This window comes from Nocardioides sp. ChNu-99 (assembly GCF_029493445.1).
In the GTDB taxonomy this organism is placed as follows: domain Bacteria; phylum Actinomycetota; class Actinomycetes; order Propionibacteriales; family Nocardioidaceae; genus Nocardioides.
Window position 1 is genome coordinate 1 of sequence record NZ_JAHWBL010000027.1, and the last position, 12,282, is coordinate 12,282.

A 12,282-nucleotide genomic window follows, 5' to 3' on the forward strand; every position below is an offset into this window, starting at 1 on the left:
GCCACCGGCGGGGGCGTCCGCGGGGGCGTCGGCCGGTACGGCGTCGGGGGCGGGGCGGGCGGGCTGGCGGCGGGCGGCCGCGGCGGCGAGGCGCTCGGCGAGGGTGCTCATGGGTGGTTCACCTCCGGCGGCGGAAGAAGCGCCGCTCGTCGCGCGGCTCCTCCGACGCGTTCGACGTGGTGGGGGAGGCCGGGTGGCCCGGCGCGGAGGTGCCGGCGAGGCGGGCGGCGAGCTGCACGAATTGCGCGCTCGACCCGTGCTCCGGCTTGGCCGCGACGATGGGACGCCCGGCGTTCGTGGCGGCCGCGATCTCCACGGAGGTGGCGACCTGGGCGGCGATCTCGAGGCCGAGGATGGCCTCGACCTTCTCGGCGCTGATGCCGACCTCGTCGTCGGCGCGGTTGAGGAGCAGGTGGCGGTGGCCCTGGGCGATGCCCAGGGCGTCCATCGTCTCCAGCGCGACCTTGACGTTCTTCAGCGTCGGCACGTCGAGGGTGGCGACCATGACGCACTCGTCCGTCTCGTCGAGGGCGGTCAGCGTCAGCTCGTCGAAGGCGGGCGCGGTGTCGACCACGACGAAGTCGAAGTTCTCCGCCAGCACCCGGAGGGTGCGGGCCACCAACGTGGGCGTGATGCGGTCGCGGGCGTCCGGGGTGCTGGGGGCGGCGAGCACCATCAGCGAGTCCTCGTGCCGCGTGAGCATGGGCTCGAGGAGGCGGAAGTCGAGGGCCTCCTCGGAGCCGACTGCGTGCTCGATGGAGTGCGACGGGAAGAGCTGCAGGGTGATGGCGACGTCGCCGAACGCCAGGTCGAGGTCGACGAGGCAGACCTGCCGCGCCCCGCGGTCCGCGAGAGCGAGCGCGAGGTTGACGGCCGCCGTCGTCTTGCCGACCCCGCCCTTGGGCGAGAAGACGGCCGCGATGCGGCCCTGGCGGGCCACGCCGCCGGGGCCCCGCAGGGCGATCCACAGCTGGTAGGCGCGCTCGACCGCGCCGCTGATGGCGGCCAGGTCGGCCCCCGGCACGACGTCGCGCACGCCGGCGTGCATCGCCTTCGTCAGCACGTCGGTGTCGACGTGGTCGCGGACGACGACGACGCTGACGGTCGGTCGGGTGAACCGGAGGGTCTCGCAGATCTCCAGGGCGACGGCGAGGTCGACGCCGGGGCCGATCACCGCGACGTACTCGTCGGGACGGTTGTCGAGCCAGGCGGCGAGCTTCTCCGTGCTGTCCATCCCGTGCCCGCCCGGGGGCAGGGCGGTCAGCAGCTCGCTGAGGGTCGAGCTGTCGGGGTCGACGACGACGGGCATGGTCTCCTCGTTCGGATCGCTGGTGCTGACGTCCGCGGGCGCGCGGCGGGAGCCGCCGCGCCGGGGGTCAGGGGGAGAGGGCGGTCGAGCCGGGCACGGTCTGGCCGCGCTGCAGCTGGACGCCCTCGCCACGGATCGCCAGGGTGATGGTGGACCCGGCGTCGATGGCCGCGGTCAGGTCGAGCGCTCCCTCGGGGGTCAGCGCGAGGGTGACGACCGTGTTGGCGACGGCGTTCTCCTCCGCCGCGCCCGCCTCGCCCTCCGTCGTCGGCGAGGCGATGGGCGACGACGAGCCGACGGCGAGCACCTGGGTCTCGGGCACGAGCACGACGGCGGCCGAGGAACCGGTGGCCACGAGCACGGCCACGGAGTCGCCCGGGCTGGCGAAGCCGGCGACGCGGCCCTGGTCGTCGAGCTCGACGGACTGGCCGAGCATGCCCTCGGGCACGGGCAGCACCACGCCGGTGCGCACCTCCTCGGCGAACTTGGCCGTGGTGACCTGCTCGCCCGGGGCGATGTCCATGGCCGCCAGCTGGCCCTCGAGGCTCGTGGCGTTCTCCGAGGTCACGTAACCCTCCAGCAGCTGGCCCCGGGGCACCGCCTGCTGCTCGATCTTGCCCTCGGCCAGCGCGGCGTCGAAGGTCTCGCCGAGCTCGATGGGCTTGACGACCTTGTAGACGTCGACGGCGTCGTACCGCTCGTCCGCACGGGCGTCGGCCTGGCGGGCGTAGAGGAAGACGATGACGAGCCCGAGCGCGGCGACGACGGCCGCGACGACGAGCAGGATCCTGCGTCGGTCCATGGGGGAGGGGGTCCTTCCAGGCGAGACGTGCGTGCGGGGAGGACGGCCGGCCCGCCGCCGCGGACGCACGGCACGGACCCCTCCCCGCGCCTCACCCTGCCCGACCGGCCCGCCGCGCCGAGCGCTTTTGCGCAGGAGGTGGCCGAAAGTCCCAAGGGTGGTCTAGACCGGCCCTGGCCCGCGGCCTCAGGAGCCGTAGAGCCCCTCGACCTCGCTGCGGAACTCGCGCATGACCACGTTCCGCTTCAGCTTGAGGCTGGGGGTCAGCTGCCCGCCCTCCTCGGTCCAGTCGACGGGCAGGATCGAGAACTTCCGGATGGCCTCGGCCTTCGAGACCGCCTTGTTCGCGTCGTCCACCGCGCCCTCGATGGCCGCGACGAGGTCGGGGTCGTCGACGAGGTCGGCGATCTCGCCGGTCTTGCCGTGCGCCTGGGCCCACGCCGGGAACGACTCTGGGTCGATGGTGACGAGGGCGCCGACGAACGGCTGGCCGTCGCCCACGACCATGCACTGCGAGACGAGGAAGTGGGCGCGCAGCCGGTCCTCGAGCACGGCGGGGGCGACGTTCTTGCCGCCCGCGGTCACGATGATCTCCTTCTTGCGCCCCGTGATCCGCACGAAGCCCTCGTCGTCCACCTCGCCGACGTCGCCCGTGCGGAACCAGCCGTCGGCGTCGAGCGCCTCGGCGCTCGCCTCCGCGTTGCCCCAGTAACCGCGGAACACCTGGCCGCCGCGGAACTGCAGCTCGCCGTCGTCGGCCACCCGCACCGCGGTGCCCGGCAGGGGCCGGCCCACGGAGCCGATCTTCTGGGCGTCGGGGAGGTTCACCGTGAGCGCGGCGGTCGTCTCGGTGAGGCCGTAGCCCTCGAGCACGCCGAGGCCGATGCCCCGGTAGAAGTGGCCGAGCCGCTCCCCGAGCGGCGCGCCACCGGAGACGGCGTACCGGCACTGCCCGCCCAGCGCGGCCCGCAGCTTGCCGTAGACGAGCCGGTCGAACAGTCCGTGCTGCAGGCGCAGGGCGAGCGAGGGACGGCCGTGGTCGCGGGCGCGGGACCAGGCGATGGCCACGTCGGCGGCGCGGTCGAAGATCTTGCCCTTGCCGTCCGCGGCGGCGTTCTGGCTCGCGGTGTTGAACACCTTCTCGAACACGCGCGGCACGGCCAGGATGAAGTGGGGCTGGAAGACGCCGAAGTCGGCGACGAGGGTCTTGATGTCGCTGGAGTGGCCCATCCGGACACGCGCCTTGACGCAGCCGACCTGGATGATCCGGGCGAACACGTGCGCCAGCGGGAGGAAGAGGAGGGTCGAGGCCCCCTCGTCGAACAGGTCGTCCAGCTCGTCGACGGCGACCCCGAGCTCGAACATGAAGTTGCCGTGGGTCAGCTCGCAGCCCTTGGGCCGGCCCGTCGTGCCCGACGTGTAGATGAGCGTGGCGAGGTCGCCCGGGCCGCTCGCGGTACGGCGGGCCTCGAGGTCGGCGTCGGCGACGTCACCGCCGAGGGTGGTGAGGACGCCGACGGCGTCGTCGTCGAAGGACCAGACGTGGGCGAGCGCCGGGGCCTGCTCGCGCGCCTCGGCGACGCGGGCGACGTGGTCGGCCGTCTCGGCGAGGACGGCGACGGCGCCGGAGTCGGCGACGATCCACGCGACCTGTTCCGCGGACGACGTCTCGTAGACCGGCACCGTGACCGCGCCGGCGAACCAGATCGCGTAGTCGGCGAGGGTCCACTCGTAGCGGGTCTTCGACAGCAGCACCACCCGGTCGCCCGGCTGCACCCCGGCCGCGACGAGACCCTTGGCCACCGCCGTGACCTCCGCGAGGAACGTGGCCGCGGTGACGTCCGCCCACCCGCCGGACCCGTCGGGCCGGCTGAAGACGACGGCGTCGGGAGCCTCGGCGGCGTTGCGCACGACGTCGTCGGTGAGGTTCCCGGTGCTCGGGATCTCGATCGTCATGGGGGTGGAGTACTCGCGCACAGAGGGGCTCCTGGCTGCTCGGGGACGCACGTGGTGGGGGTGATCCGCGGTGCACGTTACCGCCGCGATCGGAGGCCACCGCGATCCGGTACGCTCGCCGGGCGTCAGACCGCAGACCGACGGCGGTGGTGATTCCGGAGGCCTGGGAGGTCGCAGTGGCAGAGCAGACGTCGTCCACGATCGTGATCGACGCGCCGCCCTCGGTCGTCATGGCCGTCATCGCCGACTTCCCGGCGTACCCGCAGTGGGCGACCGGCATGAAGTCGGTCGAGGTCGTGACCCCCGGTGCCGACGGCGAGCGTGCCCGCGAGGTGCGCTTCGTGCTCGACGTGGCGCCGATCAAGGACGAGTACACGCTCGCCTACGAGTGGCACGGCGACCGCGAGGTCACCTGGACGCTCGTGCAGGGCGGCATCCTGCGCGCCCTCGACGGCTCGTACGTGCTGCGCGACCTGGGCGGCGGGTCGACCGAGGTGACCTACAGCCTGGCGCTCGAGGTCACCATCCCGCTCATCGGCATGCTGCGCCGCAAGGGCGAGAAGATCCTCATCGACACGGCCCTCAAGGGTCTCAAGAAGCGCGTCGAGGCCCTTGGCTGACGACCCGCGCGTCCTGCTCCTCACCGGGAAGGGCGGGGTCGGCAAGTCCACCCTCGCAGCGGGTACGGCGGCCCTCGCCGCCGCGCGCGGCGCGCGCACCCTGGTGCTCAGCACGGACCCCGCCCACTCGCTCGCCGACGCGTACGGCGTGCCCGTGGGCGCCGAGCCGACACCCGTGGCCGACGGCCTGTGGGTGCAGCAGGTCGACGCCCAGCTGCGCTTCGAGCAGTCGTGGGCGGAGGTGCAGCGCTACCTGCTCTCGGTGCTCGACGTCGTCGGCGTCGACCGGGTGGCGGCCGAGGAGCTCACCGTGCTGCCCGGCGCCGAGGAGGTGCTGGCGCTGCTCGAGCTGCGGCTGCAGGCCCGCTCGGGACGCTGGGACGTGATCGTCGTCGACTGCGCGCCGACCGCCGAGACCCTGCGGCTGCTGGCGCTGCCCGAGGCGCTCGGGTGGTACGTCCAGCGCATCTTCCCGGCCCAGCGCACGGTGGTGCGGGCGCTCAAGCCGGTGCTCACCCGCGCCGCCGGGGTGCCGATGCCCGGTGACGGGGTCTTCGACGCCCTCGAGCGGCTGCACGCCGAGCTCGCCGAGGTGCACGCGCTGCTGACGGGACCGCAGGCCTCGGTCCGTCTCGTGCTGACGCCGGAGCGGGTCGTGCTGGCCGAGGCACGGCGCTCGTGGACGATGCTGTCGCTCTTCGGCTACCGCGTGGACGGGGTCGTCGCGAACCGGGTCTTCCCCGACGACGACGGCGCCGACGCGTGGCGTGCCGGCTGGGCGCGCGCCCAGGCCGCGGTGCTCGCCGAGGCCGAGGAGTCGTTCGCCGGCCTGCCGGTGTGGCGCTCGGTCTACCGCGCCGAGGAGCCGGTGGGCGCCGAGGCCCTGGCCGCGCTCGTGGCCGATGTGCACGGCGACGGCGACCCGCTCGCCGTACCAGTCGGTCCCGGCCCCTACGCGGTCGAGCGGAGGGAGGGGTCCGCCACCGTCCGGCTCACGCTGCCGCTGGTGGAGCGCAGCGACGTCGCCCTCGCCCGCACCGGCGACGAGCTGGTCGTGACCGTCGGGTCGTATCGTCGCGTGCTGACCCTGCCCAGCGGCCTCGCGCACCAGCGCATCGCCGGTGCGCGGGTGGAGCGGGGGGAGCTGGTCGTGCGATTCGAGGAGGGGACGACGTGAAGGGTCACGACGAGCGGGAGGCCCCCGGCGCCCGCACCGACCACGAGGCCGCGGTCGGCAGCGTCGGCGAGGAGGCGGTCAAGCTGTTCGGCGCGTTCTCCGACTGGGCCCGCGACCACGGGGCTGGCGGCCACGCCGGTCCCGCCGCCGACCCGTACGCCAACCCGTACGACGCCCCGCACGACGCCCCGCACGACGCCCCGCACGACGCCCCGCACGACGCCCCGCACGACGCCCCGCACGACCCCCGGACCGGTACGACGGGTGGCGCGGCCGAGTGCACCTGGTGCCCCGTGTGCCGCGGCGCGCAGGCCCTGCGTCACGCCGTGACCCCGGAGGTGCGCACCCACCTCGCGTCCGCGGCGGCGTCACTGCTGCAGGCGGCGGCCGGGCTCCTCAGCGCGGCCGCCGAGGCGCGCCCCGAGGGGTCGCCCGACGGGTCCGGCGGCGGCGGGCGGGCCGACGGCCTTGAGCACATCGACCTCGACGGCGACCTGTCCACCGACGACGACACGACGGGCGGTGCCCGGTGAGCCTGTCCTGCGGCATCGACATCGGCGGCACCAAGATCGCCGGCGGCGTGGTCGACGAGTCCGGCCGCATCCTGGCCCGCCTGCGGGCGGAGTCCCCGGCCACTGACCCGGAGGCCATCGTCGACACGGTCGCCTGCCTCGTCGACGACCTGCGGGCGGAGCACCCGGTCGAGCACGTCGGCGTGGGCGCCGCCGGGTTCATCGACGCCGGCCGGTCGACCGTGCTGTTCGCCCCCAACATCGCCTGGCGCGACCAGCCGCTGGGCCGTCAGCTCGCCGAGCGCACCGGCCTGCCGGTGGTCGTCGAGAACGACGCCAACGCCGCGGCCTGGGGGGAGTACGTGTTCGGTGCGGGCCACGGCTCCGCGACCGGCGACATGCTGCTGGTGACGGTCGGCACCGGCGTGGGCGGCGGCATCGTCGCGGACGGCGAGCTGCGCCGCGGCGCGTTCGGGATCGCGGCCGAGATCGGCCACCTCCGGCTCGTGCACGGCGGACGCCTGTGCGGGTGCGGCAACCACGGCTGCTGGGAGCAGTACGCCAGCGGGTCCGCGCTGGTGCGGGAGGCCCGGGCCGACGCGGTGGGCGGCTCGCTCCTCGCCCGTCCGCTGCTGGATCGCGCCGGGGGCGACCCGGGACGCATCACCGGTCCGCTCGTCACCGAGCTGGCCCAGCAGGGCGACCCCTTCTGCGTCGAGCAGCTGACCGAGCTGGGGCACTGGCTCGGGGAGGGCGTCTCCTCCCTCGTGGCCGTGCTCGACCCCGGCATGGTGGTCATCGGCGGCGGCGTCTCGGCCGCGGGGGAGCTGCTGCTGGCCCCCCTGCGCGACCGGTTCGCGCACACGCTGAGCGGCCGCGGCTTCCGCCCGGCCCCCGCCATCCTCGGCGCCGTGCTCGGCAACGACGCCGGGATGATCGGCGCGGCCGACCTCGCCCGCCGGTGACGGCGTGAGCACGCACGGGGACACGCGGGTCGACGCCACGGGCGGCAGGGGCGGCGGCGTCCGCATCGGCGTCGACGTCGGCGGCACGAAGATCCTCGCGGGCGTCGTGGCGCCGGACGGGCGGCTCGACGCGGTCGCGGTACGGCGTACCCCCGGCCGCGACAGCAGCGTGCTGCTGCTGGAGAGCACCGTGGCGGAGGCCGTCGAGGAGGTCGCCGACGGCCGGCCCGTCGCCGCGGTCGGCGTGGCGGCCGCCGGGTTCGTCGACGGGGCGGGGGAGCGCGTCATGTTCGCCCCCCACCTGCCGTGGCGGGGCGAGGCCGTGCGCCGGCGTCTGGCGGAGCGCTTCGACGCGCCGGTGCGGCTCGACAACGACGCCAACGCCGCCGCCTGGGCCGAGCAGCTGCACGGCGCCGCGCGCGGCGCGTCGCTCGCGGTCACCATCACGGTCGGCACCGGCCTCGGCGGGGCGGTGGTGCTGGACGCCGGGGCCGGGCCCCGGCTGCTCCGGGGCCGCAACGGCATGGCCGGGGAGTTCGGCCACCAGCAGGTCGTGCCCGACGGCGAGCCGTGCGAGTGCGGCGGGCGGGGCTGCTGGGAGCAGTACTGCAGCGGGAACGCGCTCGTCGCGTTCGCCCGGGCCCGGGTGGGCCGGGAGCCCACGCTGCTCGACGACTGGTGCGGCGGGGTCGCGGAGCGGCTGACCGGCCCCATGGTCACCGACGCGGCGGAGGCCGACGACCTGGTCGCGCTGCAGGCGTTCCGGGCGGTGGGCGACTGGCTCGGCGTCGGGCTGGCCAACCTCGTGGCCGTGCTCGATCCTGACGTGGTGGTGGTCGGCGGAGGTGTGTCCGCGGCCGGCGACCGGCTGCTCGAGCCCGCCCGCGCCGCGCTGTCGCGCTCGCTGGTGGGCGCGCCGTACCGCGCGGTGCCGCCGGTCCGCGTCGCGGAGCTCGGCCCCGAGGCGGCGATCGTCGGCGCCGCCGCGCTCGCGGCCGACCTGCGCTAGACGACCGCGCCGTCGTCCCCGTCGCCGTCGACGCGCTGCGTGGGCATCGAGGCCACGAGGAAGGCGAAGCCCCCGAGGAACCACACGACCATGAACGAGGAGACGACCGGCCACAGCACGATGCCGAGCAGCAGCGTCAGCACCAGCAGCGCCGGCATGCCGAGCACCCCCACCCAGGCGAGGAGCCGGGGCGGCGACGGGCGGGGCAGCGGCGGGGGTGGTGGCGGGACGAACCGGTCCTCGAGCGGGTCGCGGACCGGCGCGGCCGGGACGTCGTCGGGCAGGTCGCCGGGCAGGTCGGCGAGGTCGTCGGTGAGGTCGTCCGGTCGCTCGTCCGGGCCCTCGCCCGGGCGCTCGACGGGGCTCGCGGTGCGGCCGGACCCGGGTCCGCCGGACGCGTCGGCGGGCCACGCGTCGTCGTCGATCTCGGCGCGGTCCCCGTAGTTCTCGACGATGGCCCGCCAGGCCTCGTCCTCGCTGCCGCGGTTCACCCGACGAGTGTAGGCACGCTCAGGCGGTGACGCGGGCGACGAACTCCGCGGACTCCTCGATGATGCGCTCCGCGTCGTGGTCGAGGGTGGCGACGTGGAAGCTGTGCTCGAGCACGCGCTCCTCCACCTGCGGCACGCGGGCCCGGATCAGCGCCCCCGACGACGGGTCCACGACCTTGTCGACCCGGGAGCGGAAGAGCAGGACCGGCGCCTGGACCCGCTCGAGCTCGGCCTGCACCGTGCGCCAGCCGCGGGTCATCGAGGCGAGCGCCCGCAGTGGGGTGCGGGCGTAGCCGTGCTCGTCGGCGCCGGGCTTGGCGATGTCGTTGCCGATGCCGGCCACCGACGGCACGAGGTGCTGCAGCACGGGCACGGCCTTCAGCTGCTTGTTCGTGGTCGTGACGGCGGGGTTGACCAGCACGACCCCGGCGACCTGCTCGGGGTGACGGGCGGCCAGCGACAGCACGAGCCCGCCGCCCATCGACAGGCCGCCGACCACCACGGCGTCGCAGGCGTCCGCGAGCGTGGTGAGGGTGCGCTCGAGGTGGCCGTGCCAGTCGGCCCACCCGGTGCGGTTCATCTCCTGCCAGGTCGTGCCGTGCCCGGGCAGCCGCGGCACCTCCACGGCGTACCCGCGCTCGGCCAGCGCCTCGCCCCACGGCCGCATCGAGGCGGGGGAGCCGGTGAAGCCGTGGCTGAGCAGCACGCCGACGCGGCGCCCACCCGTGAGGTCGGGACGGGCGGGCGCGGAGAAGGGGTGCGCGAGCGGGTGGATGGCCATGGCGGGCATTCTGCACCGGGCCCCGCAGGGTCTAGGGTTCGACTCGGTCGTGTCGCGGGCGGACCGCGGGCAGGCGGCGGCCCGGTCCGGAGGAGGTCTGACGGTGTTCTACTGGTTCCTGAAGCTCGTGGCCCTGGGGCCCCTGCTGCGCGTCGTCTTCCGGCCCCGCAGCGACGGCCTCGAGAACGTGCCCGCCGAGGGTCCCGCGATCCTCGCGAGCAACCACCTGTCCTACGCCGACTGGCTCTTCATGCCGCTCGTCCTGTCGCGCCGCGTCAGCTACGTCGCGAAGTCGGAGTACTTCACGGGCCGCGGCGTCAAGGGCCGGCTGCAGCGCACCTTCTTCTCGGGCGCCGGGCAGATCCCCATCGACCGCTCCGGCGCCAACGCCGCCGAGGGCGCGCTGACGTCCGCCAAGGCGGTGCTGGGCCGCGGCGAGCTGTTCGGCATCTTCCCGGAGGGCACCCGCTCCCACGACGGCCGCCTCTACCGGGGCAAGGTGGGCGTGGCCCGCCTCGCGCTGGAGACCGGGGTGCCCGTCGTCCCCGTCGCCGTCGTCGACACCGACACCGTGGCCCCTCCCGGCAAGAAGTTCGGCCGCATGGCGCGACCGACCGTCCGCTTCGGCGCCCCGCTCGACTTCTCCCGCTACGAGGGCATGTCCGGCGACCGCTACATCCTGCGCTCGGTCACCGACGAGATCATGTACGCGATCATGGAGCTGTCCGGCCAGGAGTACGTCGACGTCTACGCCAGCCGGGCGAAGGCCGACGCCAAGAAGTCGGACGCCTCCGACGCGTCGGCGGCCGACCGGGGCGCCCCCGAGGACCGCAAGGCCTCCTGACCCCGTGGCGGGCCGACTCCGCATCCTCCCGCCGGGCTGGCGCGACGCCGCCGCCGTCGCGGTCGAGGACCGCATGTTCCGTGCGCTCGCGGTGCTGCGGGTCGTGCTGCTCGTCAACGCCGTCGCCCTGAACGTGGTGCGGCGCGACAACGCCCAGGTCGCGTGGGGCCTGTGGGCGTGCCTGCTGCTCATGGTCGGGTGGACCGGCGTGGCTCTGTGGGGGTACGCCGTGCCCGCGCGGCGCCGCGCGCCCCTGCTCGTGCTCGACCTGGCGGTGACCGCCGCCCTCCTGCTGCTCAGCCTGCCCGTGAAGGGCGAGGGCCTGCGGGCCACGATCCCCGGCTTCTGGATCATGGGGGCGCTGCTCGCCTGGGCGGTCCACTGGCGCTGGCGCGGGGGCCTCGTCGCCGCTGTCGTGCTCATCGCGGCCGACGTGTCGGTGCGCCAGGAGCTGAGCCAGACGAACTACGGCCACCTCTTCCTCATCGGCATCGGGGCGCCGCTGGTGGGCTACCTGTGCGAGTCGCTGCAGCGCATGGCCGCCGAGCGCGACCGCGCCGAGCGCGTCGCCGCCGCCGCCGCGGAGCGCGCCCGGCTCGCGCGCGCCGTGCACGACGGCGTGCTGCAGGTGCTCGCGCTGACCCAGCGTCGCGGCGCCGACCTGGGTCCGGGCGGTGCGGAGCTGGCCCGGCTCGCGGGCGAGCAGGAGGCGGCGCTGCGGGCCCTCATCCGCCAGCAGGACACCCTGGCGACGCCGGACGCCGGCGCCCCGGACGAGGTCGACCTCGCCGGCGCGGTGGAGGAGCTGGGCCACCGCGACCGCCCCCGGGTCGCGGTCGTGACCCCCGGCGTACCGGTGCTGCTCCCGGCCGACGTGGTGGCCGAGCTGGTCGCGGCGGCGGGGGCCTGCCTCGACAACGTGGCGGTGCACGTCGGCGACGACGCCCCGGCCTGGCTGCTGCTGGAGGACCTCGGGGACGCGGTCGTGCTCACGGTGCGCGACGAGGGCCCCGGCATCCCCGCCGGACGGCTGGCCGAGGCCGAGGCCGCGGGCCGCCTCGGGGTCTCCGGCTCGGTGCGGGGGCGCCTGGCCGACCTGGGGGGTACGGCGGAGCTCGCCACGGGCTCGTTCGGCACGGAGTGGGAGCTCACCGTGCCGCGGTCGGGGAAGGTGGCGTCGTGACGATCCACACCACCCACCCGTTCGCCGACCCCGAGCCGGGACGCGACCCCGTCCGCCGTCTCCGCGGGCGCCTCGGCGGCGCCGTGACGCTGTGGACCGCGGGGGAGGGCGCGACGCGGGCCGGCCTGACGGTCAGCTCGCTGATGGTCGCCCACGGCGAGCCCGGGCGGGTGCTGGCCCTGCTCGACCCCGACGCGGACCACACCGACGCGCTGGAGGAGACCGGGCGCGCCGTGGTGCAGCTGCTGCGCTGGCGCCACCGCGACCTCGCCGAGGTGTTCGCCGGGCTCGCCCCCGCGCCCGGGGGCCCCTTCCGGCAGGCGACGTTCACCCCCACCGCGTGGGGGCCGCTCCTCGACGGCGTCGAGGGCTGGGCTGGGGTGCGGCTCGAGTCGGCCACCGACGTCGGCTGGGCGCGCCTCGTGACCTGCGTGGTGGAGGAGGCCCACCTCGAGCCCGCGCCGGACGCCGCCGCGGCGGCCGGTGACGCGTCCGCGGCCGCCGACGCCCCGCTGGTCCACCGCCGCGGCCGCTACGGCCGCGGCTGACGCGCAGGTCCCGCCGAGGACGGGCCGGAGATCTCCGCCCCGCAGCGGGTTCCGCCGCCCCGGCGCCCGTGCTCGACTGGGCCGC

At 75.5% G+C, this 12,282-nt stretch carries 13 protein-coding genes; 8 read left to right on the forward strand and 5 right to left on the reverse strand.

Going from position 1 to position 12,282, the window contains the following annotated elements:
• Positions 1-118: 118 nt before the first annotated feature.
• From KK617_RS10625 to KK617_RS10635, 3 genes are all read right to left on the reverse strand, one after another.
• Complete coding sequence (locus tag KK617_RS10625) at positions 119-1,309, reverse strand: AAA family ATPase (protein ID WP_277499971.1); 1,191 nt, start codon at positions 1,307-1,309, stop codon at positions 119-121.
• A 67-nt stretch (positions 1,310-1,376) separates the two neighbouring features.
• Complete coding sequence (locus tag KK617_RS10630) at positions 1,377-2,111, reverse strand: RcpC/CpaB family pilus assembly protein (RefSeq protein WP_277499972.1); 735 nt, start codon at positions 2,109-2,111, stop codon at positions 1,377-1,379.
• 186 nt (positions 2,112-2,297) lie between these two features.
• On the reverse strand, positions 2,298-4,088 hold the full coding sequence (locus KK617_RS10635) for an AMP-dependent synthetase/ligase (RefSeq protein WP_277499973.1): 1,791 nt from the start codon (positions 4,086-4,088) through the stop codon (positions 2,298-2,300).
• A gap of 155 nt (positions 4,089-4,243) precedes the next feature.
• Between KK617_RS10635 and KK617_RS10640 the strand changes: the two genes are divergently transcribed.
• The 5 genes from KK617_RS10640 to KK617_RS10660 are packed head-to-tail and all read left to right on the forward strand — an operon-like array spanning position 4,244 to position 8,350.
• A complete protein-coding gene (locus tag KK617_RS10640) occupies positions 4,244-4,687 on the forward strand; it encodes an SRPBCC family protein (protein WP_277499974.1) in 444 nt (147 codons plus the stop codon).
• The gene (locus KK617_RS10645) at positions 4,680-5,864 is read left to right on the forward strand and encodes an ArsA family ATPase (protein ID WP_277499975.1); all 1,185 of its coding nucleotides are present in this window, start codon (positions 4,680-4,682) and stop codon (positions 5,862-5,864) included. The genes KK617_RS10640 and KK617_RS10645 overlap by 8 nt, the downstream gene beginning before the upstream one ends.
• Entirely contained in the window at positions 5,861-6,397 is a 537-nt protein-coding gene (locus tag KK617_RS10650; RefSeq protein WP_277499976.1) for a hypothetical protein, read from the forward strand. Before KK617_RS10645 ends, KK617_RS10650 begins: the two co-directional genes overlap by 4 nt.
• Positions 6,394-7,341 carry an ROK family glucokinase gene (locus KK617_RS10655; RefSeq protein WP_277499977.1) on the forward strand — a complete coding sequence of 316 codons (948 nt, stop codon included), beginning with the start codon at positions 6,394-6,396 and terminating at the stop codon, positions 7,339-7,341. The genes KK617_RS10650 and KK617_RS10655 overlap by 4 nt, the downstream gene beginning before the upstream one ends.
• Positions 7,342-7,345: 4 nt before the next feature.
• The gene (locus tag KK617_RS10660) at positions 7,346-8,350 is read left to right on the forward strand and encodes an ROK family protein (protein ID WP_277499978.1); all 1,005 of its coding nucleotides are present in this window, start codon (positions 7,346-7,348) and stop codon (positions 8,348-8,350) included.
• Here the strand turns inward: KK617_RS10660 and KK617_RS10665 are convergent.
• Together KK617_RS10665 and KK617_RS10670 are read right to left on the reverse strand one after the other, a co-directional pair.
• Positions 8,347-8,841, reverse strand: a complete 495-nt coding sequence (locus KK617_RS10665; protein ID WP_277499979.1) for a hypothetical protein — start codon at positions 8,839-8,841, stop codon at positions 8,347-8,349. The two genes, KK617_RS10660 and KK617_RS10665, sit on opposite strands and share 4 nt — an antisense overlap.
• A gap of 19 nt (positions 8,842-8,860) precedes the next feature.
• Positions 8,861-9,622 (reverse strand): alpha/beta fold hydrolase, encoded by a 762-nt coding sequence (locus KK617_RS10670; protein ID WP_277499980.1) that lies wholly within the window; start codon positions 9,620-9,622, stop codon positions 8,861-8,863.
• Between the two features lie 103 nt (positions 9,623-9,725).
• Here KK617_RS10670 and KK617_RS10675 point away from each other — a divergent pair, with 103 nt between their 5' ends.
• From KK617_RS10675 to KK617_RS10685, 3 genes are read left to right on the forward strand one after another with little or no spacing between them, the layout of a single operon-like run.
• Positions 9,726-10,466 carry a lysophospholipid acyltransferase family protein gene (locus KK617_RS10675; RefSeq protein ID WP_277499981.1) on the forward strand — a complete coding sequence of 247 codons (741 nt, stop codon included), beginning with the start codon at positions 9,726-9,728 and terminating at the stop codon, positions 10,464-10,466.
• Positions 10,467-10,470: 4 nt separating this feature from the next.
• Positions 10,471-11,649, forward strand: coding sequence for a DUF5931 domain-containing protein (locus KK617_RS10680; RefSeq protein ID WP_277499982.1), 1,179 nt, complete (start codon positions 10,471-10,473; stop codon positions 11,647-11,649).
• Positions 11,646-12,197, forward strand: a complete 552-nt coding sequence (locus tag KK617_RS10685) for a flavin reductase (protein WP_277499983.1) — start codon at positions 11,646-11,648, stop codon at positions 12,195-12,197. The genes KK617_RS10680 and KK617_RS10685 overlap by 4 nt, the downstream gene beginning before the upstream one ends.
• Positions 12,198-12,282: the final 85 nt, after the last annotated feature.